A 25,155-nucleotide genomic window follows, 5' to 3' on the forward strand; every position below is an offset into this window, starting at 1 on the left:
CTAAGCCTGGCCGTAAAAGGCCTCGAACTGGTCCACAGACGCCATGACGGTATTCATGGCGTCTGCCAGTTCATTCAATAAAAAGGGCATCTCGTCTGCATGACCGTCCCGCAGGGCCTCCTCGGCGGCGCTGGCCAGACGAGACAGCCCCTTGGCGTGCAACAAGACCGCCATGCCACTCAAGGTGTGCAACAGCTCAATGACGCCCGCGTGGTCGTCTTTGCTGAACAAAGCGCTTGCCACTTCGACATTGCCGCCGTGCTGCACCACAAACTTGCGCAATAGATTTCCGTAGCGTTTTTCATCGCCCCCAAAGTCCTTCAAGGCCGCAGCAACATCCAGACCGACCAGCGTGGGGACGCGCATCGCTGATGCAGAGGGTATTTCCCGGCGATGCTCAGCCAGCAGGTCCAGCAAATCTGGGACATTCAAGGGCTTGACGATGTGCCCCACCATGCCCGCCAGCCGGGATTTCTCCCGGTCTTGTGGGCGGGCAAAAGCCGTGACCGCGATGATCGGCAAGTCAAGCAAGCCCAACTCTTCCCGAATGATCCGGGTGGCAGCGTAGCCGTCCAGCAGGGGCAAATGGATGTCCATCAGCACCGCATCAAAATTCGACCCCTCTCTGCGCAAGGCGTCCACCACAGCCACGCCGTTGCCGACCAGCACCACCTGGGCGCCAGCGCGAATCAGGATTTGCTCCACCACTTCCTGGTTTAGTGCATTGTCTTCAGCCACCAGCAGGCGCATACCCGCGAGGCGTTGCGTCTGGTGACTCACTTTTGGGATGACTTCGCAGTCACCGGTGTACGCCCGGATGACCGCTTCCAGCAAACTGCCCGGTGTCAACGGCTTGGCGACGATGCCTTCCAGCGTCAGGTCCTGGCTGGCTGCCTCGGCCGCCTCCAGTTCGGCCATGGACGCCATCAAAACCACCAGTGGCAGGCCCACCTCGGGGGTGACATAGGCCTGACGGAGCATCTCCAGCCCATCCATCCCGGGCATGCGCCAGTCCAGCAGCATGAGGTCATAGACCTGGTCATCGCCCACACTGCGTCGTAACGCTTGCAGGCCCGCCGCCCCCGAATCGACCGCCGTCACCTGCCAACCCAAGGACTGACAGCTTTGCGACAAGGCGTCTCGCGCGAGAGGATGGTCATCCACAATCAAAATATTCAAGACTGGTGGGATGTTTTCAAGTATCACTTTGGGCGTCACAAGCCCGCGCTTCAGAGGCACCTCCATGTGGAACTCGCTGCCCTGGCCCAGAGTGCTTTCAACGCCAATTTGCCCACCCATCAGGTTGGCAAGCCGAACGCTGATGGCAAGACCCAGACCCGTTCCGCCATAGAGGCGGCTGGTCGAGGCGTCGGCCTGGGTAAACCCCTCAAAAATGTGCCCGAGTTGTTCCGGGGCGATGCCAATGCCGGTGTCGCCGACGGTAAATTGCAGCGTGAGCGGGGCATCCGCCGGGGTGAGGCAACGCACCGCAACCACAATCGCACCAGCCTCGGTGAATTTGACTGCATTGCTGGTCAGGTTCAGCAGGATTTGCTGCAAACGCAAGGCGTCGCCCAGCAGCGCGTCGGGCACCTCAGGGTCAACCAGAAACACGGCTTCGATGGGTTTGAGCCCCAAACCAGCGCCCAATACCGCCGCGGTGGTCCGAAGCACGTTGGACAAGGAAAACGGCACCTGCTCCAGTCGGAGTTCACCGGCCTCAATTTTGGAGAAGTCAAGGATGTCGTCGATCACGGCACGCAAGGCCTGGGCTGAAGTCTGAATTTTGTCGGCAAAATCGCGCTGGCGGCGGTTAAGTGGCGTCTCGGCCAGCAGCCCGGCCAAGCCCACCACCGCATTCAGGGGCGTGCGCAACTCGTGGCTCATGCTGGCGAGGAAGGCGCTCTTTGCCTGATTGGCGGCCTCTGCTTCGTGCGCCTTGGCCATCAAAGTGGTGTTGAGAGTGTCAATTTCCAGGGTGCGTTGCGAGACCAGTTTCTCCAGTTGATTCTGGTAACACGCCAGCTGACGGCGCTCACGCAGCGACTGGATGCCAAAGGCCATGTCGTTGACCATCTCTTTCAACAACTTCAACTCATCGTCGCCAAAGACCTGGGCTTCTGCGGCGTAGAGCGCCAACACACCCAGGACCTGCCCTTTCATCAGCAGTGGCAGCGCAGCTGCGGATTGGTAGCCCCGGCGGCGGGCGGCCTCGCGCCAAGGGGCCATTTGGAGGCTGGTCAAACAATTCTGGCTCACCTGAGCGATGCCGGTGCGGATGGCGACACCCGAAGGACCGCAGCCAATCGCCTTCGTCTCATCCCAAGAAACTTGAATGTGGTCAAGGTAGCCCGTGGCAGGTCCATAGGCAGCCACCGGGCGAACCGTCTTGGCGGGATCCTGCTCGGCAATGCCTACCCACGCCATGACGTAGCCACCGTTCTCCACCACAAGTCGGCAAATCTCGTTCAGTAATTCTTGCTCGTTTTGGGCGTGCACCACGGCCACATTGCAATCGCTGAGCAAACGCAGGGCGCGGTTCAGGCGGTGTTGTTCGACCTCTGCGCCCATGAGCTTGGCAGTGCGATCGGCCACCCGCTGCTCCAGATGCTCGCGGTACAGAGCCAACGTGAGCTCGGCTTGCCGCCGCTTGGAAATATTGATGATGATGCCGCGGTAGTTCAATACCTGACCATCAACTTCCGGCTCGGGTTGGGCCCGGCACATGAGCCAACGCGGCGCCACGTCTGGCAGTTGCTTGACCTGCCATTCAACATCGATCGCGGCCCGATTCGACACCGCCAGCGCCACGGTTTTTTCCACTGCCGCCAGGTCAGCCGGCGCCACGGTCTGGCTCCAGGCCTCATACGACACGGGCCCCTCTTGGGGCTGGAGCCCGTTGAGTACCCAGACCTCGGGCGACCAATGACTGACGCCGCTTTCAACGCTCCACTCAAAACTACCGGCCCCCGCGCCTGTCAGGGCCATTTGCAGAAGATTTCTCGCCGTCTTGCTCTCTTCCAGTGCGGTGCTCAATTCAGCCGTGCGTTCGGCCACGAGGTCTTCCAGATGATGGTGATGTTTGTCCAGCGCATCCTCGGCCATTTTGCGCAGCGTGATGTCGCGCGTGATGCCAATGAAATGGATGATCTGACCCGCGCTATTGCGAACCGGTGAAATACTGAGTTCGTTACAGAAGGTGCTGCCGTCTTTGCGGTAATTGAAAATTTCACCCTTGAACTCCGTGCCGTTGACCTTGGCCTGGCGCATGGCCTGAACCACGAGGGGGTCGGAGCGCGGCCCCTGCAGGTAACCACAAGCGCGGCCCAAAACTTCCGCTTCAGCGTAGCCGGTGATATGCAGGAAAGCTTCATTGACGGACAGAATGCACCCATCGGGCGACGAAATCAGCACCCCTTGTGACACCGCTTTCAGGGCCAGGTCGCTGATGCGCAGTTTTTCTTTCGCTTTGAATCGCTCCGTGATGTCCCTTGCCAGCAGAATAAAACGCGGTACCTCACCCACTTCAGTGGCTTTGCGGGCTACCGACAGTTCGAACCACGCTTCTCCTTGCGCCAGGGTCAACGCATACTGTTTTCCATTGGAGTAGCCGGTGTCATGCGCTTCCTGCAAGGCGGACATCGCCACTTGCGCCGCCTCAGCGGGCAGCACGTCCGAGACCCTTTTGCCGATAAAAAGGTGCGGTGGCACGGCCAGCAAATCGGTGCGCGGACTGCGAAAGTCACAGAAGCGCCCGTCCAGGTCGAGTTCAAACATCAAATCAGGAAGGGCATCCAGCGCCGCCTGCATGCGGCTCTCACTCTGGTGCAGTGTTTTTTCAACCTGTTTACGCTCGGTAATGTCAGTAATAAAGCCATGCCAGAGCGTCGCGCCATCGGCTTCCCGCTCGGGCAAGGCGTTGCCAAACAGCCAGTGCTCCGCACCATCGTCAAACTTGACCCGGTACTCTTGTTGCCAGGGGCTGCATTCTTTGGCCGAGGTCAGGATGGACGCGGCTACTGCGGCAGAGTCATCCGGGTGAAGAACGGCAAAGACCGGCGACGCATCGTCAAGGACATCAGCCGGGCTGACCCGGTAGATGTCCTTGATCGCATCACTGGCGTAGGGAAAACAGGAACTGCCATCAGGCCGCATCCGGTATTGGTAGACCACGCCGGGCAAGCGACTGGTGAGTTTTTGCAGCAGTTCAACGTGGGAGGCCGCGACCGCTGTCACGGGGTGGCCCGCCACGGGAATGGGTTCGGTAGGATGAAACACGCTTGCCAACGCCTTGAGCAACGACATGGGTGCGCGTCATGCAGATGCGTCACTCACATCAAGGTGGTAGGCGGGTGCGGGGCCTTCAGGACCTGCCACCAGGGTCAAGGGTAAGCGGGAGAAGCTTGATTTATATCAGAACCAGGTCGCCGGAAACTTACATTTTTTGAATCTTTGGATAGTTCAATTAGGCTTTCACCCATGAAATGTTTTCTATTATGGACAAATAAGTGTGTATTTGTCTAAAATAGAGGTATGCCACGCAAACCACCCCTCATCTTTCCCCAAGAGCAAAAGTTGCTCTCCAGCCTTGGCGAGCGGTTCAAGCTCGCCCGGATGCGCCGCAAGCTAAGCAATGCGGCGGTAGCTCAGCGCGCCGGCATCTCTCGCTCATCCGTGTACAAGGTGGAGGCAGGTGACCCCGGCGCAACATTGGGAACCTATCTTCGCGTGCTGGCCGTCCTGGGCCTGGAGGGCGACTTCAACACGCTGGCAGCGGACGACAAGGTAGGGCGAAAACTGCAGGACTTGGCCATGGGGCCATCATGAACGCTCAAGCCAACGTCTTGGAGGTTTGGCTCGACTGCGACCTCGGGCCCGCGTGCCAGGTGGGCACGCTCGCGCACGACCGGGGGCAGGTTCGCTTCCACTACGACCGCCACTGGCTCAGGCAAGCGCGCGCCTTCGCACTCGACCCCGACTTGTCGCTGGACGAGCACCCTTTTTTTCCAAAACCAGAACTGGGCAACTTCGGCATATTCCTGGACTCCTCGCCAGACCGGTGGGGGCAAACACTGATGAAACGACGGGAGGCACTGCAAGCCAAAGACGAGAAACGCGCCCCGCGCACTTTGTACGCTTGGGACTTCCTGATTGGGGTTCAGGACTTGACACGCCAAGGCGCACTGCGCTTTCGCCTTGCCGGCACGGATGAGTTTTTGGGCAGCGAGAAAATGGCGGCGCCACCCATCACAACACTGCGCGAACTAGAGGCGGTCGCCTACCAGCTCAGCAGTCGCAGAATCGACGACCTGGATGCCCTGCGCAAGTGGCTGGCTGTTCTGGTGGCGCCAGGTGCATCCCTTGGCGGCGCCCGCCCGAAAGCGAACTTTACCGAGGCCGACGGCTCCCTTTGGATTGGCAAGTTCCCGGCGCGTGACGATGACCGGGATGTGGGCGCATGGGAATACGTGGTGCACGGGTTGGCGAAGAAAGCGTGCATCGACGTTCCGCTCGCCAGGTTGGTACGGTTGAACAACGATTTCCACACCTTCTGTGTTCAGCGCTTTGACCGCGTCAAAGGGGCACGGCGGTTCTACGCGTCAGCCATGACCCTGCTTCGCAAGGAGCATAGCGAAGGAACCAGCTATCTGGAACTCGCACAATTCCTGCGCGCCAACGGCGACGGCGCACACACGGGAGTGGACCTGGCGCAATTATTTCGCAGAGTTGCGTTCAATGTGGCCGTCGGCAACCGGGACGACCATCTGCGCAATCACGGCTTCGTACTCGGTGCGAACGGGTGGCGGCTGGCACCGGCGTTTGATGTCAATCCGAACATCGACAAAGCGGCGCATGTCTTGAACATCGATGATGCGGACAGTCGCCCCAGCTTGGAGACGGTCCTGATGACGGGGCCGTTTTATGGTCTCTCGCCGGACCGAGCCAAGCAGCTTGTCGAAGAAGTCGCCTCCGCGGTCGACCCTTGGCGCGATGCCGCGAGGACGGCTGGAGTCGCAGCAGCCGATGTCGAATTGACGGCAGGTGCTTTTTCCGCGCATTCCGAATACCGCGCTCAGTAAAAATAGTAGGGCCGGTGATGCTGCCATTTGAGACACGTTTTTCTCATTGCAGCTGTTCGGTTTGGGGGGGCCGATGACACCGGGGTAGAGGGTTCCGCTCATGTCCCCCGGACCGGGCTGCGCCCGATCCTCCTCCTTGACTTCGCTGCACCCTCAACCCCGTTGCCATCGTCTGGCCGCCGTGTTGGCCTGCGGTAATTCAACAGCCCATGAACACCCGCAACGCTTTCAGGCTCAGGACGGTGTGGCATTCAGCGCAGTGAGGTCAAGGCGGAGCCCGCAGGGCGGGGGACACGAACAGCGCTGAGTGCCACGCCGTCCTGTGCCCCGCACCGAACTGTCCCGAGTCCCGCGCTACACAGGGCCTTTTTACATTCGATTTCGGGCAAACCCCTAGTTACAGCTTGGCACGTGGTTTGCTAGTATTCCTTTTAGAAGTTGACTAAACGGTCAGATTTTTAACAGGAGTTGCCAGCGTGTCTATTTCAACTGCCCCCGATGTTCGCCCCGGCCGACTGGCCCCGGCCGAGTACGCCCAGCGCTTTGCCGACGCCACCCCGCGCCTGACGCCCGCACAAGCCGTGCTGGAAGCCGAGCGCTGCCTGTATTGCTTTGATGCACCGTGCGCCACAGCCTGCCCCACCGGCATTGATGTGCCCTCGTTCATCAAGCGCCTCGCCGAAGGCAATCTGCGCGGTTCGGCGCGCGCCATTCTGGAGGCCAACCCGCTGGGCGGCATGTGCGCCCGCGTCTGCCCGACCGAAAACCTGTGCGAGGCGGTGTGTGTGCGCAACACCCAGGAAGGCAAGCCCGTGGCCATTGGCCGCCTGCAGCGCCACGCGGTCGATGCGCTGATGGAAAGTGCCCACCCGCAACTCTTTACCCGCGCTCCGGCCACCGGCAAAAAGGTGGCCGTGGTGGGTGCCGGGCCGGCCGGTTTGGCCTGCGCGCATACCCTGGCCAAACTGGGGCACGACGTGATGGTGTATGACGCCCGCCCCAAGGCAGGTGGCCTTAATGAATATGGCTTGGCGAGTTACAAAACGCCGGGCAATTTTGCCCAGACCGAGGTGCAGTGGCTGCTCAGCATTGGCGGCATCACCCTTCACCGCGACTGGAAGCTGCGCACGCTGGCGCAACTCGACGCCCTGCGAATGGACTATGACGCCCTGTTTCTGGGCATGGGCCTGGGCACCACGCACCAGCTCGGCGTGCCTGGAGAGCCATTGGGCGGCGTGCAGGACGCGGTCGATTTCATCGCCACGCTGCGCCAGACCGACAACCTGGCCACGCTGCCCATTGGCCGCCGCGTGGTGGTGATTGGCGGCGGCATGACGGCGGTGGACGCTGCTGTGCAGGCCAAGCTTCTCGGGGCCGAGAGTGTGCACATCGTTTACCGGCGCGGGCCCGAGGCGATGTCGGCCTCCAGTGCCGAGCAGGCGTGGGCGCAAACCCATGGCGTGACGATTCACCACTGGTTGGCCCCCACCGAGATCCTGGCCAACCCGACCCAGAGCAACCATGTGGGTGCCGTGCGCTTTGCCCGTCAAGCGCTGGTGGGCGGCAAGCTCACCGCGACCGGAGAGCGCGAAACCATTGAGGCCGACATGGTGTTCAAGGCCATTGGCCAACAGCTGGGCAACCCGGTGCTGGCACAAGCTGGTTTTGCGCTGGAGGGTGGTCGCATTGCCACCGATGCCGTAGGCCTGACCAACTTGCGCGGCATCTGGGCCGGGGGTGACTGCCGTGCCGGGGGTCTGGACCTGACGGTGGAAGCCGTGGAACACGGCAAGCAATCGGCGCTCGCCATTCACGCTCAGCTCGCCCAATAACACCCCAAGATTCGGAGAATTTCATGGCCAACCTGCACACCACCTTCGCCGGCATCCACAGCCCCAACCCATTCTGGCTGGCCTCAGCACCGCCGACCGACAAAGCGGTCAACGTCAACCGCGCGTTTGAGGCCGGTTGGGGCGGCGTGGTCTGGAAAACGCTGGGCGAGGCCGGGCCCCCGGTGGTCAATGTGAACGGCCCGCGCTACGGCGCGCTCTTGAGCCCCGACCGGCGCCTGATGGGCTTCAACAACATCGAGCTCATCACTGACCGCGACCTTGAACTGAACCTGAAAGAGATCACCGAGGTCAAGCGCAACTGGGCCGACCGGGCGATGGTGGTGTCCTTGATGGTGCCGTGCGAGGAGGCGTCGTGGAAAGCGATCTTGCCGCGCGTGGAAGACACCGGCGCCGATGGCATTGAGCTTAATTTTGGCTGCCCGCACGGCATGAGCGAGCGCGGCATGGGCGCGGCAGTCGGCCAGGTGCCGGAGTACATCGAGATGGTCACGGCCTGGTGCAAGCAGTATTCCAAACTGCCGGTGATTGTGAAGCTCACGCCCAACATCACCGACATCCGCCTGCCCGCCCGCGCCGCCCACCGTGGCGGGGCCGATGCGGTCTCGCTCATCAACACCATCAACTCCATCATGGGCGTGGACCCGTACACGCTGACCATGTCGCCCTCTACCGGTGGCAAGGGCTCGCACGGCGGCTACTGCGGCCCGGCGGTGAAGCCGATTGCGCTCAACATGGTGGCCGAAATTGCACGCGACCCGCTCACCGCCGGGCTGCCGATCTCGGGCATTGGCGGCGTCGGCAACTGGCGCGATGCGCTGGATTTCATCGCGTTGGGCGCCGGTAACGTGCAGGTCTGCACCGCTGCCATGGTCTACGGTTTCAAAATCGTGCAGGAGATGAGCGATGGTTTGTCCAACTACATGGACGAGATGGGGTTCACCTCCATTGAAGATTTCCGCGGCAAGGCGGTGCCCACGGTGTCGGACTGGCGCTACCTCAACCTGAACCACATCAGCAAAGCCGTCATCCAGCAAGACGCCTGCATCATGTGCGGGCGCTGCCACATTGCCTGCGAAGACACCTCGCACCAAGCCATCACCTTTGAGAAAGACGGCAAGCGCCACTTCTCAGTCCGCGAAGAAGACTGCGTCGGCTGCAACCTGTGTGTGGTGGTGTGCCCGGTGCCCGAGTGCATCAGCCTGAGAAATTTGGAACCCGGCGAAAAAGACTTGCGCACAGGGCGGGTTGTGAGCGATAAACATGCCGATTGGACAACGCACCCGAATAACCCGATGCGCGCCATCTAATTTAAGCCAAATTAGCCTCTAGCCCCCGTATTTATTGCGCAAGTAGCTATTGTTTCAGGAGTATTTATGAGCAGCATTCTGATCAAAGGCGGCACGGTGGTAAACGCCGACCGCGCCTTCAAAGCCGATGTTCTGACGCAGGACGGCCTGATTGTGGCGGTGGGTCATTACCTGGCAGCTCCGCCAGGCGCGCAGGTGGTGGACGCTGGCGGTCAGTATGTGCTGCCGGGCGGCATCGACCCGCACACCCACATGCAGTTGCCGTTCATGGGCACCACCACCATGGACGATTTCTACACCGGCACGGCGGCGGCGATGGCGGGCGGCACCACCACCATCATCGATTTTGTGATTCCCAACCCGCAGCAATCGCTCTTGGAGGCGTACCAGACTTGGCGCGGCTGGGCCGAAAAATCAGCGTCGGATTATTCTTTTCACATGGCGATCACGTGGTGGAGCGAGTCGGTGCGGCAAGAGATGGGGACGCTGGTGAAAGAGGAAGGCATCAACAGCTTCAAGCATTTCATGGCCTACAAAAACGCCATCATGTGCGACGACGAAACGCTGGTGAACAGCTTCAAGCGTTCGCTTGAACTCGGCGCCATGCCGACCGTGCACGCTGAAAACGGCGAGCTGGTGTTCTTGCTGCAAAAGGAGATGGCGGCGATGGGTATCACCGGGCCGGAAGGGCATCCGCTGTCTCGCCCGCCCACCGTCGAAGGCGAAGCCGCCAACCGCGCGATTGCGATTGCCGATGTGCTGGGCGTTCCGATCTATGTGGTGCATGTGTCGTGCATCGAGGCGGCCGAGGCCATTGCCCGGGCGCGGGCACGCGGTCAGCGGGTTTATGGCGAGGTGCTGGCCGGGCATTTGGTGGTGGACGACAGCGTGTACCGCCACCCCGACTTTGCCACCGCCGCTGCGCACGTGATGAGCCCGCCGTTTCGGCCCAAGGGGCATCAGGAGGCGCTGTGGCGCGGTCTGCAATCGGGCAATTTGCACACCACCGCCACCGACCATTGCACGTTTTGTGCGGCGCAAAAGGCGGCGGGCAAGGATGATTTCTCGAAGATTCCTAATGGGTGTGGTGGTGTCGAGGAGCGCATGGCGGTGATCTGGGATGCGGGGGTGAATTCCGGGCGTTTGACGCCTTCGGAGTTTGTCGCGATTACCTCGGCTAACACGGCCAAACTGTTTAACATTTACCCGCAGAAAGGGTGTGTGGCGGTGGGGGCGGATGCTGATCTGGTGGTGTGGGACCCTTCTGGGTCCAAGACTTTATCGGCCAAGACGCAGTTCAGTAAAGGGGACTTCAATGTTTTTGAGGGGCGCACGGTGGTGGGGGTTCCTAGCCATACGGTGAGTCAGGGGCGGTTGGTGTTTGTAAATGGGGATTTGCGGGCGGAGCGGGGGGTGGGGCGGTACATTAAACGGCCGGCGTTTGGGGCGAATTTTGCGGCTTCGCAGCAGAGGGCTTTGGCTTTGAAACCTGTGGCGGTTCAGCGCTGAATTTATTTGATGAGCGGTGCGCTGCCGGAGAGGGGATCGCCGGGGGCCTCAGCTGTCAAAGGCCCAGAAATCGGCCCCCGGCGATCCCCTCTCCGGCGACTGGAGCCGTTCGGTTTTTAGAAGTTTTTGAACTTCTCTTTTTGATTTTTTGGTTCTGGCTTTTTTGGAATATTGGGTATGAACACTTCTACTTCTACTGACATCAACGCGCTTCGAATTAACGGGGAACGGCTCTGGGGTTCTCTCATGGAACTGGCGCAGATTGGTGCTACTGCCAAAGGCGGTGTCTGCCGGTTGACGTTGACGGATTTGGACAAGCAGGGACGCGACTTGGTTCTTGGGTGGGCGCGTGAGGCGGGCATGACGGTGACGATCGACAAGATTGGCAATGGGTTCATGCGGCGGGCCGGGCGCAACAATTCGCTGCCGCCGATCGTGACCGGGAGCCACATTGACACGCAGCCTACTGGGGGCAAGTTTGATGGCAATTACGGGGTGCTGGCGGGGCTGGAGGTGGTGCGCACTTTGAACGATTTTGGGGTGGTGACCGAGGCACCGATTGAGGTGGCTTTTTGGACCAACGAGGAGGGCTCGCGCTTTGTGCCGGTGATGATGGGCTCGGGCGTGTTTGCCAAGGCGTTTACGCTGGAACACGCCTACGCCGCGCGGGATATTGAGGGCAAGTCGGTGGGCGAGGAGCTGGCGCGCATTGGCTACATTGGCGAGCAGGAGCCGGGCGATCATCCGATTGGTGCTTATTTTGAGACCCACATCGAGCAAGGGCCGGTGCTCGAAGACCACGGTGTGACGATTGGCGTGGTGCAGGGTGTGCTCGGCATTCGCTGGTTTGACTGCACCGTGACCGGCATGGAGGCGCACGCCGGGCCGACGCCGATGGCGCTGCGCAAGGACGCGATGCAGGTTGCCACGCACCTGATGCAGGAGGTGGTGGCGGCGGCGCTGCGCCATGCGCCGCACGGGCGCGGCACGGTCGGCATGGTGCAGGTGTTTCCGAACAGCCGCAACGTGATTCCGGGGCGCGTGAAGTTTTCGATTGACTTGCGCAACGCAACTGATGCGCTGGTCGACACCATGGTGGACGAGGTCAAGGCCTATGCTGCGCAACTCGCCACCACGTCGGGGCTGGGGATTCAGATTGAGTTGGTGTCGAGCTACCCGGCTCAGGGTTTTCATGCAGATTGCATTGGTGCGGTGGCGCGGGCTGCGGCCAAGCTGGGTTACTCCAACATGCCTGCGGTTTCCGGGGCCGGGCACGACGCGGTTTACATGGCGCAACTGGCGCCCAGCGGCATGATTTTTATCCCCTGCCTGAACGGCATCAGCCACAATGAGATTGAGTCGGCAAAACCCGAGCACATCACCGCCGGTTGCAACGTGTTGCTGCACGCGATGCTGGAGCGCGCTGGCACATAATCTGCTTGCATTTTTATAAGAAATCGGGCGCTAGCCCCCGTATTACCTGCGTGATCGGCTATTATTTTTGTAGTGTCATTAACCTGGAGTAACTATGTCGATGAAATGTCTAACCCGCCGTCGCGCGGTAGTTTTGGCTGCGGCCCTCGCCACACTGGCGCCCAGTTGGGTGCTGGCGCAAGCCAAGCCCAAGGTCGCGGGGATTTACACCGTGCCGTTCGAGCAGCAATGGGCCGGCCGTCTGCACACCGCACTCAAGGCCGCCGAGGCACGCGGCGAGATTGAATACAAGGCCAGCGAGAACGTCAGCAATGCTGACTACGAGCGCGTCATGCGCGAGTACGCCACCGCCGGCAACACCCTGATCGTCGGCGAAGCCTTTGCCGTGGAAGCCGCCGCCCGCAAGGTGGCCAAAGATTTTCCCAAGGTGTCGTTTCTGATGGGCTCCAGCGGCAAACCCGCCGCGCCCAACTTCAGCGTGTTTGACAACTACATTCAGGAGCCGGCCTACCTGTCGGGCATGATCGCGGGCGGCGTCACCAAGAGCAACAAAATCGGCATGGTCGGTGGTTTTCCGATCCCCGAAGTCAACCGCCTGATGAACGCTTTCATGATGGGCGCCAAAGAGGTCAACCCCAAGGTCGAGTTCAGCGTGAGTTTCATCAACAGCTGGTTTGACCCGCCCAAAGCCAAGGAAGCCGCCTTCGCCATGATCGACAAGGGCGCCGACGTGATGTACGCCGAGCGTTTTGGCGTGAGTGATGCGGCCAAGGAAAAAGGCAAGCTGGCAATTGGCAATGTGATCAACACGCAAGCCCAGTACCCCGACACCGTGGTGGCCTCGGCGCTCTGGAAGATGGAGCCCAGCATCGACCGCGCCATCAAGCTGGTCAAAGAGGGCAAGTTTGCCGCCGAAGACTACGCGCAGTATTCGATGATGAAACACAAGGGTTCCGAGTTGGCGCCCTTGGGCACCTTCGAGAAGAAGGTTCCGGCGGACGTGATCGCCAAGGTCAAGGCCAAAGAGAAAGCGATTCTGGACGGCAAGTTCACCGTCAAAGTGGACGACACCCAGCCCAAGTCCACGGCTAAATAAGGCATGACCGAGACCGTTCTCAAGCTCTCCCACATCACCAAGCGCTTTGGCGCTTTGGTGGCCAACGACGACATCTCGCTGCACCTGAAAGCGGGTGAAGTGTTGGCGCTGCTGGGTGAGAACGGGGCCGGTAAGTCCACGCTGGTGTCGATTCTGTTTGGCCACTACACGGCGGACACCGGTCACATCGAGGTCAATGGCCACGCCTTGCACCCCGGCGACCCGAAGGCGGCGCTGGCGGCGGGCATTGGCATGGTGCACCAGCACTTCACGCTGGCCGACAACCTGAGTGTTTTGGACAACGTGATGATGGGCTCGGAGCCGCTGTTTTTGCCCTTCACCCGGCGCCGTGCCGCCCTCTCCAAACTGATGGCAGTAGCGCAGCGCTTTGGGCTGGGCGTGGATGCCCATGCCCGGGTCGGCAGCCTGTCGGTCGGCGAGCGTCAACGTGTGGAGATTTTGAAAGCCCTGTACCGGGGCGCCCGTATTTTGATTCTGGACGAACCCACGGCGGTGCTGACGCCGCAAGAAAGCGAAGCCCTGTTTGCCGTGCTGGCGCAGATGGTGGCGCAGGGTTTGTCGATTATTTTCATCAGCCACAAGCTGGGCGAAGTGCTGCGCGTGTCGCACCGCATTGCCGTGCTGCGCGGCGGCAAGCTGGTGAACGAAGCCGAGGCCAAAGACACCACGCAAGCGCAACTGGCGCAGTGGATGGTGGGCCACGCCATCAACGCGCCGCAGCGCCGCCCTGCCGTCTCGGTCGGCGCGCCGGTGTGCGTGCTGAGCGCTGTCAGCACCGGTGCCGGACGCGAAAAGCTGCATGAGGTTTCTTTGACCCTGAACGCCGGTGAGATCGTGGCGATTGCCGGAGTCTCTGGCAACGGCCAGGTGGCGTTGGCCGAGTTGCTGTCAGGCACGCGCCGTGCCGCTACCGGCAGCGTCGAATTTTTGGGCCATCCGCTGCCCGCGCACCCGGCGCAGCTGGTGGCCCAAGGCGTGGCGCGCATCCCGGAAGACCGGCACGCGGTAGGCGTGGTCGGTGATTTGCCGGTGTGGGAAAACGCCGTGTCTGAGCGCCTGCGCAGCCCGGATTTTTCACGCTTTGGCTGGGTGCGCCGAGTGGCGGCCCGGGCCTATGCGCAGCGCGTGATGGAAGCGTTTGACGTGCGCGGCGGCGGTGCGCTGTCCCCGGCGCGGTCTCTGTCCGGCGGCAATATGCAAAAGCTGATACTGGGCCGCGCCCTGACGCACCCCGCATCAATCACCCACCCAAACCTGACACCGCGCCTGATCGTGGCCCACCAACCGACTTGGGGGCTGGACATTGGCGCGGTTGCCTACGTGCAGGCGCAGTTGATCGCGGCCCGCGATGCCGGTGCGGCGGTGCTGCTGATCTCCGACGACCTCGATGAAGTGCTCACGCTGGGCGACCGCGTGGCGGTGATGCATGGCGGCTGCCTGAGCGATGCGCGCCCGGCCTTGCAATGGAGCCGCGAAGCGATCGGGCTGGCGATGGCCGGCATCGGCGGCGACCACCCGGCGCACGCCCCACACGAAGAAAAAGAAACGGCATGAGACTCGAAAAACGGACCCAAAGCGCTTCGATGGCGCTGGTGCTGGCGCCGATGGGCGCCGTGGTATTCACCTTGCTGGTCAGCGCCTTGCTGGTGCTGTGGGCCGGTGCACCGGTCGGCCAGACCTATGGCTTGCTGCTGCAAGGCGGCTTCGGCTCGGTCTTTGCCTTCAGCGAAACCCTGACCCGCGCCATTCCCTTGATGCTGACCGGGATGGCGGCCACCGTGGCGTTCAAAGCGCGGCTGTTCAACATTGGCGCCGAAGGCCAACTGTATGTCGGCGCCATCGCTGCCGTGGCGGTGGGCGGACTGCATGACGGCACCGGCTGGGCGCTGCCCCCGGCCCTGCTGTTTGTGCTGATGATGCTGGCCGCCGCGCTGGCGGGCGCCCTGCTGCTGCTGGGGCCGGCGCTGATGAAAGCCAAGCTGGGGGTCGATGAAGTCGTCACCACGCTGCTGCTGAACTTCATCGTGCAGCTGCTGGTGTCGCTGATGCTGGACGGCCCGATGAAAGACCCGACCGCGATGGGCTGGCCGCAAAGCGTGGCCCTGATGCCGGAACTGGAACTCGCCAAACTGATCCCGCAAACCCGCGTGCACACCGGCCTGCTGTGGGCGGTGGCCTTGTCGGTCAGCCTGTGGGCGCTGATGAAATACACGGTGCTGGGTTTTGATATTCGCGCCGTCGGGGCCAATGCCCGTGCGGCGGCCTTTGCCGGGGTGCCGGTGACGCGCACGGTGGTGCTGGTGGCCATGTTGTCGGGCGCTTTGGCGGGCCTGGCCGGGGCGATTGAGGTCGCAGGGCGTACCAGTTACCTGACGCTGGACATGTCGCCGGGCTACGGTTATTCGGGCATTGTGATTGCCATGCTGGCTGCCCTGCACCCGCTCGGCGTGGTGCTGGCCAGCGTGTTTGTGGCGGGCGTGCTGGTCGGGGCCGACAGCATGAGCCGGGCGGTGGGCGTGCCAACCTTCATCGCCGATGTGATCGTGGCGACCTCCCTGATCTCGGTGCTGGTGGCCACGCTGCTGACGCAATACCGGGTGCGCCTGAAATGACCGATCTGTTTGACATTCTGGCCAACCTGTCGTTTTGGGTGGCGGTGCTGCGCATTGCCACGCCGCTGATTCTGGGCACGCTGGGTGTGCTGCTGTGCGAGCGCGCCGGGGTGCTGAACCTGGGCATCGAAGGCATCATGGTGGCGGGCGCTTTTACCGGCTGGCTGGCGGTGTACCTGGGCGCCCCGCTGTGGATTGGGGTGGCGGTGGCGGCCCTGACCGGGGCGGCGTTTGGCTTGCTGCACGCCTTCCTCACGGTCGGGCTGGCGCTGTCGCAACACGTGTCGGGGCTGGGCATCACGCTGCTCGCCACGTCGCTGAGTTACTACGGTTACCGCGTGAGTTTTCCCAAAGTCACGACCCCGCCAACCATCACGCCGTTTGCCGAGATGGACTGGTTGGGTATCCCGATCGTGGCACAGCAAACCCCGCTCACCTTGCTGGCGTTGGGGCTGGTGCCGCTGATTGCCTACACGCTGTACCGCACGCCGATGGGGCTGGCGGTACGCATGGTGGGCGAGAACCCGCAGGCGGCAGAAGGCCAGGGCGTGTCGGTAGCGGCGGTGCGCACCGGCGCGATTGTGGCGGGCTCGGCCCTGATGGGCGTGGCGGGTTCGTTCCTCACGCTGTCGGCGTTCAACGCCTTCTTTTTCAACATGGTCAACGGGCGCGGCTGGATCTGCGTCGCCCTCGTCGTGTTTGCCTCATGGCGACCCGGCAAGGCCTTGCTGGGCGCGCTGCTGTTTGCATTTTTTGACGCGCTACAACTGCGCCTGCAACAGTCGGGCGCGGCCGTGCTGCCCTACCAGATGTACCTGATGCTGCCCTATGTGCTCTCGATTGTGGCGCTGGTGTTGGTGGCCCGCAAAGCCAGCTACCCGCAGGCGCTGATGAAACCTTACCGCAAAGGCGAACGCTAAATGCTTGACTTGCTGATTCAAAACGCCAGCCTGCCCGATGGCCGCACCGGCATGTCGGTGGCCGTGCGCGGCGACAAAATTGTTGAAGTGACTGCGGGGCTATCGGCCCCGGCGCAGCAGACGCTGGATGCCCAAGGCTTGCTGCTCAGCCCGCCGTTTGTGGATGCGCACTTTCACATGGACGCCACCTTGAGCTACGGCCTGCCGCGCGTCAATGCGTCGGGCACGCTGCTCGAAGGCATTGCGCTGTGGGGCGAACTCAAACCATTGCTGACGGCCGAGGCGCTGATCGAACGGGCCCTCACCTACTGCGACTGGGCGGTGGCCAAAGGCTTGCTGGCCATTCGCACCCACGTTGATGTGTGCGACCCGCGCCTGCTGGCGGTGGAAGCGCTGCTGGAAGTCAAACGCCGGGTGGCGCCCTACCTCGATTTGCAACTGGTGGCGTTTCCGCAGGACGGCGTGTTGCGCGGCCCGCTAGGGCCGGACCAGCACCTGAGCAACCTCAAGCGCGCACTGGATATGGGCGTCGATGTGGTGGGTGGTATTCCGCACTTTGAGCGCAGCATGGCCGATGGCGCCTTGAGCGTGAAGCTGCTGTGCGAACTGGCCGCCGAGCGCGGTCTGCGCGTCGACATGCACTGCGACGAGTCCGACGACCCGCACTCGCGCCACGTTGAAACACTGGCCTTTGAGACCCAGCGCCTCGGGTTGCACGGCCGCGTCACCGGTTCGCACCTGACCAGCATGCACAGCATGGACAACTACTACGTGAGCAAGCTGCTGCCCTTGATGGCGGAGGCGCAGTTGCAGGTGGTGGCCAATCCGCTCATCAACATCACCCTGCAAGGGCGCCACGACAGCTACCCGAAACGCCGTGGCATGACGCGCGTGCCCGAGTTGCTGGCGGCCGGTATCAACGTCGCGTTTGGCCACGACTGCGTGATGGACCCCTGGTATTCGCTCGGCAGTGGCGACATGCTTGAAGTGGCCCACATGGGCCTGCACGTCGGCCAGATGACCAGCCAGGCCGCCATGCGCCAGTGCTTTGACGCCGTGACCGTCAACCCGGCGCGCATGCTGGGCTTGCCGGGTTATGGGCTGGCGGCCGGTTGCTTTGCCGATTTTGTGCTGCTGCAAGCGCGTGACCCGGTGGAAGCGCTGCGCCTGCGCGCCACCCGGCTCAAGGTGTTCCGGCGCGGCCGCCTGCTGGCCGAAGCGCCCGCCGCCACCAGTCAACTGCATCTGCCGGGGCGGCCGGGCCAGACCTCGCACATGCTCTGATATTTATAGCTGCTTGCGCAAGTAGAACGGGGGCTACAGGCTGATTTGGCATAAATATTGAACTGCCAAAGCGGCCTTTTCAGGAATCACTCCTCCGGGATTCTGGCTGCATCCCATCGGAATTACGGCGCTTCTGCTCTGGGTCAAACCAGCGCTTCGAGGCTGTAAATGGCCGTCATCCGGTGCGTGGTACCGGGCGCCACAGTGACGACGTTTTCAGCCGCGTTGCAGGTCTCAACGCAGACCATGCTGCGGTAACTATCGGGTGCCATGTCGTCCATCTTGCTGGCTTTTTCGACCCACGGATTCCAGACCACGGTGCTGCGGGCGGCTTGGCTGGCGATGCGGATGCGCCGCTTCATAACGACGTCTTCAATCAAACAGTCGGCGGAGGTGTTGAGGTAGACGCGGTCGACTTCGCTGTCGATGTGAATCGGGCCCTGCTGCGTTTTGCGGTTGCCTTGGTCCACCTTGTCGAGAAATTCACAGCCGTCCAAACCGTCAACACGGACCTGCGCTATGTCGCTGATGGCAAAGTAGGTGTGCAGCGCCTCGCCCACCACGACGGCCTCAACGCCGGTGTTGCGGGTGACCAGCGCGAGCTGCAAAGCACTGCCCACGGTGACTTCCAACTCGACGCCTACCGGGTGCGACCACAGGGCGCGTGCGGCGGGTGTTTCGGGCAAACCCAGGCGCACAAACGTCTGACCATCGGCCAAAGCCCGCGTTTCCCGCACCTGCCAGAGCGCCGTGCGGGCGACGCCGTGGGCCGGCAGTTTGGCGTCGCTGGCGTGTGGCCCAAACCACGGCCAGCACACCGGCACGCCGCCACGAATCGCTTTGGCCGGGGCGAACTTGGCGCGTTCCGAGAGCCAGATCAGTGGCGCTTGGCCCTTGGGGCAAAAGTGCGTGAGGTGGCCGCCCTGCAAGGCGATGATGGCGTCGCCCAAACTATTGGAAATGCGGACCTCGATCAAGCCACTGGCATCCTCATGGCAGTGGACGTGGCCGGGCATTGAAAACTGGGCGTTGAGTTCAGTCAGGGTCGTCATGGTTTCTTTCGAGCGGCAAAGAACGCATCAGACCACAGCGCCGAGACCCGTGTCAAAACCCGAATTCGCGCACCAGCACCGCCACCGCCTGTCGCAAGTACGGCCAGGCGGGCGCCTCCCAGCGGGCGTGAATCGTGAGCTTGCCGCGCCAGGATTGGTTGAGTAGTTCCGCCATCGATTGACTTGCAGGTTCAAGCGCCAGCGTCACATGGTAAATAGCGCGCTCGGGAACCAGTTGCCCCGCCTTTTCACGCGTCAAAATGTGCCCACCCAAGTGCGCGGCCAACTCGGCGCGAGGCAAAACGCGCGCCGCATCCCGGTCCACCGCCAGCACCTGCAAACGCAGGGCCGAACTCTGCGCGCCATCGGTGATAAACAGGGCTGAGTCCCCGGGCGCCACGCGCTGCACCGACTCTTCGTCAAGCCAGGTTTCCACCAGCCAGCGGCCATCGTTGCGCACCAGCAGCGCAATTTTTTCCTTGCGCGACAACCACTGTCCTACTTGCAGGTCGGGGTCCATGTCGCGCAACTGGCCGGCAAAGGGCGCGCGCGGGGCGTAGTTGAGCAGCTCGGTATCCAGGCTGGACAACTCTGACTGGGCGGTGGTCAGCATCACTTCATTGACCAGCAGACGGCTGCGCGACTCGGCCTCAAAGCCTGAAGCGGCGGCCTGCCAGCGCAGCCGGTCGACCTTGGCCAGCAAGGCTTGGCGGCGCATTTGCAGGTCGGGCACATGCAGTTGCAGCAGCACGTCGCCCGCCGCCACCGCATCGCCATTCTGGTGAGGCAAGGTGTCAACGCGCGCACCAGCGGGCGCATACACCGGCCAGACCTCGGCGGGTCGCAACAGACCACTGCCGGTTACCCGTCCGGGCCACGGCAACAGCACCAGCACCACCAAGCCGACGAACAGCGCGGCACTGAGACGGCTGCGACGGCGCGCGCGAATGACGGGCCAGCGCTTTTGCCAGGCCTGAAATTCGCGCTTGAACGGCAGCAGCACAAACCACAGCATCTCAATCACAAACAGGCCAATCCCCACCAGCTTGATGAAGAAGTGATACACCAGCACCGCAATCCCGAGGAACAGCACCAGCCGGTAGATCCAGGTGGCCCAGGCAAAAGCAATCAGCCCCCATTGCGTTTTTGCGGGCAAATGTTCCGGCGGGTCTTCGCCTAAATCAAACAGTGTTTCACGCAGCTTCCAGCGCGCCAAAGCAAAGCTTCGCTCATGCAGGTTGGGCATGTCCAGCCAGTCCGAGAGAATGAAATAACCGTCAAACCGCATGAACGGGCTGGCATTGATGGCGAGTGTGGCGACCCAGCTGATCGTGGCTAGCACAAAGGCAGCGGTGCGCAACGCGCCGTCAGGCAACAAGCTCCAGGCCAGTGTGGCCCAGGCCGCGATGATCAGCTCGGTGGCGATGCCCGCCGCCGCCACTTGCAGGCGCTGCAGCCGGTCGGTCAGGCGCCAGGTGTCGTTGGTGTCGGTGTAGGCCACCGGCCACATCACCAAAAAAGCCACGCCCATGGTCGGCACCCGGCACCCCAGCCGTTTGGCGGTAAAGGCATGGCCCAACTCGTGCACCAGCTTGACCACAAACATGGCAAAGCCGTAGGCCAGCAAGCCCTCCAGATTGAAGGTATCGACCAGCGAGGCGCTGAAGCTCTCCCAGCGACGCACCACCTGGGTCAAGCCAAAAAGCAGCGCGGCACCCGTCAGCCAGGCAAACGTGCGGCTGTAGAACCAGCCCGCCACGCCTTGCCAGCGCCCCAGCCAGGCATCCGGGCGCAGCAGCGGAATACGAAAAAACAGGTAATGGTGCAGCAGCCATTTCCCCACGCTGCCCTGCAATTGGTCGAGGCGGTCCGCCATTTGGCGGGCACTTTGGGGGCCACCGGGCTGGATGAGTTGGTTGCTGACCAAAAACTGGGCGACGCCCGACACCTCGGCTTCGTCGAGTTGCAGGGTGGTGTTTTCGCAGATGGCATGCGCGATGGCTGCCGGGTCATCCAACGACCAGCGTTGCAGCACCTCGAAGGTGGGCCAGTCGATGCGAAAAAACACATTGCGCACCGGGTCGTGCAGCGTCCAGCTGGGTTGCCCATCCGGCAGCACCGGGCCCGGCAACAACGCCAGTTCTTCGCGCAGCGGAGGGAGCGCCATCGGCTACACGCCCAAGGTGGAGCGCAGGGTGGCGAGCGGTCGGCGCAGCACCCAATAGATCAGCGGCACCCAGGCGCCGTGCAGTTTGGCCGTGCCTTTGAGGCCGACACGGTGTTCGGTCGGCGCCTCCAGCGCGGCACGCACCCGGTAGGCGTAGCTGCCATCGGGGCGTTGCACGGCATCGTGCGCCATGTAGCGCAGCTGGGCGCTGACCGCAAACAGCGGGCTGGCATTCAAATACAAACTCACCGCTGAGCCGTCTGGCAGCGCGATGGCATCGGCCAGCGGCAACCAGGCCTCCACCTCGACATCACGGGGGGCGGCCATGCGCATGATGCGCTCGCCCACCGCCACCGGTCGGCCGATCCACTCGGTCGGGTCGTCAAACAGCGCGACACCGTCCTGCGGAGCCAGCACCCGCGCCCGCGTTAACTGGTCGCGCAAGAAATCAACTTCGGCGCGCTTTTCTTCAATCTTGCCGGTCAGCATCGCCAACTGGGGCTTGGCTTTGGCATCGGTCAGGGCTTGCTGCGAGGTCTGGCGGTACTCGGTCTCGGCGGTGGACAGGGCTTGCGCCGCCACATCGAGCCGACTCTGGATCAAGGCCTCATCAAACCCGAACAGGGGCTGGTCCTTTTTAACCAGTTGGTTGGGCTGCACATGAAACACATCCACCACGCCGTCCAGCGGGGCGCGAATCACCACCGGATGCGCGGGCACCAACTCGCCCGGCGCCAACACCGTTAGTCGGACCGGAAACACCAGAATGACCGCCAGCAACGCGGCCCAACGCAAAGAGGGTTGCTGCCACCAGCGACGACCGGGTTGCAAGGCCACTTGGGCGCGCACACGTTTCAAAACAGCGCGCCAAGAGGGACCACGGGGGCGATGCAATGCGGCAAAAGCATGCCATGCCACGTCTACCCACTCACGCAGCAAGGCCTGTTCCTCAGGGGTCCAGGGCTCGTCGCGCACCAGCAGTAAGCCGGCCTCGGCGCCGTCCTGCGGGGCTGCGCTGGGAACGCCGGGCAAGGCCAACCACAACGCATGGGCGGGCCACCACTCGCCCCAATCCTGCGCCAACTCGGGCGGCAAGTCGGTATCAGAGATAGTCCGGGTGGCCTCTGCAACCTGGGTTGAAAGATAACGACACACTTGGGCCAGCCACAGCGCATAAGGCGCATTGGCCTCAATTTGCACCAGACCTGAGAGCGTGTGAACCCCGTCGCCTGCCAGCCAGAACGCCGACTGCCGGTAAGGCGCCAGCGCATGCGTGTCATTGACCAGCAAGAAACCCAGTTCACGGGCGCTTATCGCCAGCCGGGCGCGGCGGGACAGGTCCAGCAGCGCGGCCAGCGACCGGACCGCGCCTGATACTTGCGCGCTAGCCTCGGGCATCAACTGCGGGCCTGCATCTGACGCGCGACGGCTTGCAGTCGGGTGACTGGGAGCTTGTCAGCGTCAGCCTTGTTACTCTTCGCTTGCACCAAGTCCAGCCACGGTGTGGAACGCGTGGACGCCAGACGAATTTGCTCACTCAGACTGCTCCGGCTGGAGGTGCTGGCTTTGCCTTTGCCCACGCTGAACTTGAAGAGAGAAGTGGCTTCACGCCCCTCGTTGTCTCGCGCAATGACCTTGATTTGCAGCTCCTCATTGAAGCCAGCAGGCGGGTCCAACTTGAAGGTGCCCGAACGCGCATCAAACTGTACCCAGGCCGGCAGATCATCGCCATTGGCCAGCTTGGCAAAGATGGTGACCACCGAATCGGCCTTGGTATGGACAAAGGCATCGGCGGGGAGGGAGAAGGTCGCGGGTTTGTTGCCTTCAATGAACTGGTCCGTGATGCCACGGAACACCGACAGGCCGGGGGTTGGTGCATCAGCCACCACCACCCGAAAACCCGAGACACTGGTCAATATCTCGGCAATTGGCGTCACTCTTTCAGGGATGGGCAAAGTCGATGGCGTGGTCACCACGGTGGCAGAGTTGAACGCTGGCGCAGGGGTGGGAGCTGGCTCTGCTAGTGCCACCACCGGTGCGGGCTCAGGGGTTGGGGTTACAGGCGCTACAGTGTCGGGCGCAACAGGTTTCGGCTGGTCGTCGTTCGCTTCACCCGATGTCGGAACGCCCGTGCGGTTGTCTGCCAAATAGACGTTGCTGCTACTGGCATCGTCCTTGATCGTCGCGATCCCTTCAAAAGAGACGCCCCCGGAGTTACTCACCTTGAGTCGTAACGATTCACTGACTTCAAAAACGGTGTCGTTGATGATGGCGGTGCGCACGAGCAAGGTAGTGCCACCCGCAGGAATCGCGACCAGACTGCCAGGAATGTAGTTTTGCCAAGCGGTGCCGTCGAAATACTGTAACGAGCTGCCGGTGTCAACACCTACCGTAGCGGTATCCGACGCCAGTGACAGACTCACCAACTGATCGGGCAGGCCGGTGACGGTAAACACCACATAGGGTGAAGCTTCGCTGACGGTGGGGCTGCTGACGGTGACGGCGCGGTCGTCGGTTTTGATGGCGCTGGTGTTTTCTGTGCCGTTGGCGTTGTAAATAGTGCCGGTACCGTCGTCCTTGATGGTCGCCGTGCCCACGGCTGCTGAGCCGCCACTTGGTGTTGCCGTCAGCGTGAAGGCTTCGTTGTTGTCGCTGATGTTGTCTTCCACCACCGGCGTGCGTACCAGGATGCCGCCGCCCGCGGGCAGCGTCACCGCTGCGCTGTAATCCGTCCAGGTGGCACCGTTGTCCAGCGAGACTTGCAAATTCGTTGCACCTGCTGCGCCAAAGTCTGTTCCTGTGCCGGTGGCGCTGGTGCCTGCCAGCACCAGGCTAACGCTTTGGCCGGCCACGCCGCTCACGTTAAACACCGCATACAGCGAGGCCTCATTGACATCGATGGAGTTCACGATCAGATCATTGACCACCGTGATGTTGAACGTGGCAGTCTCGGTGACGCCGGCTGGGCTGGTGACGGTATAGGTGAACGAGTCGACACCGCTGTAGTTGGCCACCGGGGTGTAGGTGACCGAGCCATCGGCGGTGAAGCTCACGCTGCCATGAGCGCCCTGGGTAACGCTTGACAAGACCGGTGTGCCTTCAAAGCTGTCGGCGCTGGCGCCATTGGTGCCGGTGATGACATTGACCGTAATGGCTGTGTTTTCCGGCGTGATCACGGCGTCGTCTGTGATATCGGCCACTGCCGTCACCGTCAGGCTGATCGTCTTGGTCTCGGTGTTGCCGTTGTTGTCGGTCACGCTGACCACAAAGCTGTCCGCCCCGTTGTAGTCGCCCACGGGCGTGTAGCTCCAGGCGCCGGTCACTGCATCAATGCTGGCCGTGCCGTGGCCGGCCACCGTGCTCACCCTGAAGTTCGGTGTCGTCATGCCGTCAGCGGCATCCGTCACGGTCAGGACGCCGGTGATGGCTGCACCGTCCTCAGCACCGCTGCCGCTGTCAACACCGACTCCGCTGCCAAAGCTGGCGGGGTCGTTGACTTGCGTCACCGTCACATTGACCGTGGCGGTCTCGGTGACGCCAGCGCTGGTCACCGTGTAGGTGTAGCTGTCGGCGCCGTTGTAGTTGGCGTTAGGTGTGTACTTGACTGTGCCCAGCGCCGCATCCACGATCGCCACTGTGCCGTGGGTGCCTTGCGTGACCGCCGTTACGCTGCGTCCCGAGTTCTCGAAGCTGTCGTTGGCCAGCACGTCGGTGGTGATGCCAGCGGCGCTGTCTTCGGCCACCGTCGCGCTGTCGTCTGTGATATCGGCCACCGCCGTCACCGTCAGGCTGATCAGTTGGGTCTGGGTGTGGCCGTCAT

The 25,155-nt window shown here is 62.4% G+C and carries 16 protein-coding genes; 11 read left to right on the top strand and 5 right to left on the bottom strand.

The window, feature by feature from the left end; genetic code table 11:
• Complete coding sequence (locus tag WCG50_RS00305) at nucleotides 1-4,305, bottom strand: PAS domain S-box protein (RefSeq protein WP_336897551.1); 4,305 nt, start codon at nucleotides 4,303-4,305, stop codon at nucleotides 1-3.
• Nucleotides 4,306-4,533: 228 nt separating this feature from the next.
• On the opposite strand from WCG50_RS00305, the gene WCG50_RS00310 reads away from it, so the two are divergent.
• From WCG50_RS00310 to WCG50_RS00360, 11 genes are all read left to right on the top strand, one after another.
• Nucleotides 4,534-4,827: a helix-turn-helix transcriptional regulator gene (locus WCG50_RS00310; protein WP_336897552.1), complete on the top strand. Its 294-nt coding sequence runs from the start codon at nucleotides 4,534-4,536 to the stop codon at nucleotides 4,825-4,827.
• Nucleotides 4,824-6,080 (top strand): HipA domain-containing protein, encoded by a 1,257-nt coding sequence (locus WCG50_RS00315; RefSeq protein ID WP_336897553.1) that lies wholly within the window; start codon nucleotides 4,824-4,826, stop codon nucleotides 6,078-6,080. The genes WCG50_RS00310 and WCG50_RS00315 overlap by 4 nt, the downstream gene beginning before the upstream one ends.
• Before the next feature lie 476 nt (nucleotides 6,081-6,556).
• The gene (locus tag WCG50_RS00320; RefSeq protein ID WP_336897554.1) at nucleotides 6,557-7,912 is read left to right on the top strand and encodes an NAD(P)-dependent oxidoreductase; all 1,356 of its coding nucleotides are present in this window, start codon (nucleotides 6,557-6,559) and stop codon (nucleotides 7,910-7,912) included.
• Nucleotides 7,913-7,935: 23 nt separating this feature from the next.
• Nucleotides 7,936-9,240 carry an NAD-dependent dihydropyrimidine dehydrogenase subunit PreA gene (preA, locus tag WCG50_RS00325; RefSeq protein WP_336897555.1) on the top strand — a complete coding sequence of 435 codons (1,305 nt, stop codon included), beginning with the start codon at nucleotides 7,936-7,938 and terminating at the stop codon, nucleotides 9,238-9,240.
• Between the two features lie 66 nt (nucleotides 9,241-9,306).
• Nucleotides 9,307-10,749 (top strand): dihydropyrimidinase, encoded by a 1,443-nt coding sequence (gene hydA / locus WCG50_RS00330; RefSeq protein ID WP_336897556.1) that lies wholly within the window; start codon nucleotides 9,307-9,309, stop codon nucleotides 10,747-10,749.
• Nucleotides 10,750-10,926: 177 nt separating this feature from the next.
• A complete protein-coding gene (locus tag WCG50_RS00335) occupies nucleotides 10,927-12,183 on the top strand; it encodes a Zn-dependent hydrolase (protein ID WP_336897557.1) in 1,257 nt (418 codons plus the stop codon).
• 94 nt (nucleotides 12,184-12,277) lie between these two features.
• A complete protein-coding gene (locus WCG50_RS00340) occupies nucleotides 12,278-13,279 on the top strand; it encodes a BMP family protein (protein ID WP_336897558.1) in 1,002 nt (333 codons plus the stop codon).
• A gap of 3 nt (nucleotides 13,280-13,282) precedes the next feature.
• Nucleotides 13,283-14,854 (top strand): ABC transporter ATP-binding protein, encoded by a 1,572-nt coding sequence (locus WCG50_RS00345; protein ID WP_336897559.1) that lies wholly within the window; start codon nucleotides 13,283-13,285, stop codon nucleotides 14,852-14,854.
• Nucleotides 14,851-15,912 (top strand): ABC transporter permease, encoded by a 1,062-nt coding sequence (locus WCG50_RS00350; RefSeq protein WP_336897560.1) that lies wholly within the window; start codon nucleotides 14,851-14,853, stop codon nucleotides 15,910-15,912. The genes WCG50_RS00345 and WCG50_RS00350 overlap by 4 nt, the downstream gene beginning before the upstream one ends.
• Nucleotides 15,909-16,832: an ABC transporter permease gene (locus WCG50_RS00355; RefSeq protein ID WP_336897561.1), complete on the top strand. Its 924-nt coding sequence runs from the start codon at nucleotides 15,909-15,911 to the stop codon at nucleotides 16,830-16,832. The genes WCG50_RS00350 and WCG50_RS00355 overlap by 4 nt, the downstream gene beginning before the upstream one ends.
• On the top strand, nucleotides 16,833-18,116 hold the full coding sequence (locus tag WCG50_RS00360; RefSeq protein ID WP_336897563.1) for an amidohydrolase family protein: 1,284 nt from the start codon (nucleotides 16,833-16,835) through the stop codon (nucleotides 18,114-18,116).
• Between the two features lie 143 nt (nucleotides 18,117-18,259).
• On the opposite strand, the gene WCG50_RS00365 is transcribed toward WCG50_RS00360, so the two are convergent.
• The 4 genes from WCG50_RS00365 to WCG50_RS00380 all read right to left on the bottom strand — a co-directional run.
• Nucleotides 18,260-19,168 (bottom strand): D-hexose-6-phosphate mutarotase, encoded by a 909-nt coding sequence (locus WCG50_RS00365; protein ID WP_336897564.1) that lies wholly within the window; start codon nucleotides 19,166-19,168, stop codon nucleotides 18,260-18,262.
• A 52-nt stretch (nucleotides 19,169-19,220) separates the two neighbouring features.
• On the bottom strand, nucleotides 19,221-21,335 hold the full coding sequence (locus tag WCG50_RS00370; RefSeq protein WP_336897565.1) for an HlyD family efflux transporter periplasmic adaptor subunit: 2,115 nt from the start codon (nucleotides 21,333-21,335) through the stop codon (nucleotides 19,221-19,223).
• Between the two features lie 3 nt (nucleotides 21,336-21,338).
• A complete protein-coding gene (locus WCG50_RS00375; RefSeq protein WP_336897566.1) occupies nucleotides 21,339-22,733 on the bottom strand; it encodes an HlyD family efflux transporter periplasmic adaptor subunit in 1,395 nt (464 codons plus the stop codon).
• The coding region (locus WCG50_RS00380) for a tandem-95 repeat protein (RefSeq protein WP_336897567.1) at nucleotides 22,733-25,155 on the bottom strand (2,423 nt) is incomplete at its 5' end. The genes WCG50_RS00375 and WCG50_RS00380, both read right to left, overlap by 1 nt.

This window comes from Rhodoferax sp. (assembly GCF_037143375.1).
In the GTDB taxonomy this organism is placed as follows: Bacteria; Pseudomonadota; Gammaproteobacteria; order Burkholderiales; family Burkholderiaceae_C; genus Rhodoferax.

What these genes read in the sequence shown, in the direction of transcription:
- WCG50_RS00305 (WP_336897551.1), bottom strand. Translation starts at nt 4,305, where the DNA reads ATGTCGTTGCTCAAGGCGTTGGCAAGCGTGTTTCATCCTACCGAACCC.
- WCG50_RS00310 (WP_336897552.1), top strand. Translation starts at nt 4,534, where the DNA reads ATGCCACGCAAACCACCCCTCATCTTTCCCCAAGAGCAAAAGTTGCTC.
- WCG50_RS00315 (WP_336897553.1), top strand. Translation starts at nt 4,824, where the DNA reads ATGAACGCTCAAGCCAACGTCTTGGAGGTTTGGCTCGACTGCGACCTC.
- preA (WP_336897555.1), top strand. Translation starts at nt 7,936, where the DNA reads ATGGCCAACCTGCACACCACCTTCGCCGGCATCCACAGCCCCAACCCA.
- hydA (WP_336897556.1), top strand. Translation starts at nt 9,307, where the DNA reads ATGAGCAGCATTCTGATCAAAGGCGGCACGGTGGTAAACGCCGACCGC.
- WCG50_RS00335 (WP_336897557.1), top strand. Translation starts at nt 10,927, where the DNA reads ATGAACACTTCTACTTCTACTGACATCAACGCGCTTCGAATTAACGGG.
- WCG50_RS00340 (WP_336897558.1), top strand. Translation starts at nt 12,278, where the DNA reads ATGTCGATGAAATGTCTAACCCGCCGTCGCGCGGTAGTTTTGGCTGCG.
- WCG50_RS00345 (WP_336897559.1), top strand. Translation starts at nt 13,283, where the DNA reads ATGACCGAGACCGTTCTCAAGCTCTCCCACATCACCAAGCGCTTTGGC.
- WCG50_RS00350 (WP_336897560.1), top strand. Translation starts at nt 14,851, where the DNA reads ATGAGACTCGAAAAACGGACCCAAAGCGCTTCGATGGCGCTGGTGCTG.
- WCG50_RS00355 (WP_336897561.1), top strand. Translation starts at nt 15,909, where the DNA reads ATGACCGATCTGTTTGACATTCTGGCCAACCTGTCGTTTTGGGTGGCG.
- WCG50_RS00360 (WP_336897563.1), top strand. Translation starts at nt 16,833, where the DNA reads ATGCTTGACTTGCTGATTCAAAACGCCAGCCTGCCCGATGGCCGCACC.
- WCG50_RS00365 (WP_336897564.1), bottom strand. Translation starts at nt 19,168, where the DNA reads ATGACGACCCTGACTGAACTCAACGCCCAGTTTTCAATGCCCGGCCAC.
- WCG50_RS00370 (WP_336897565.1), bottom strand. Translation starts at nt 21,335, where the DNA reads ATGGCGCTCCCTCCGCTGCGCGAAGAACTGGCGTTGTTGCCGGGCCCG.
- WCG50_RS00375 (WP_336897566.1), bottom strand. Translation starts at nt 22,733, where the DNA reads ATGCCCGAGGCTAGCGCGCAAGTATCAGGCGCGGTCCGGTCGCTGGCC.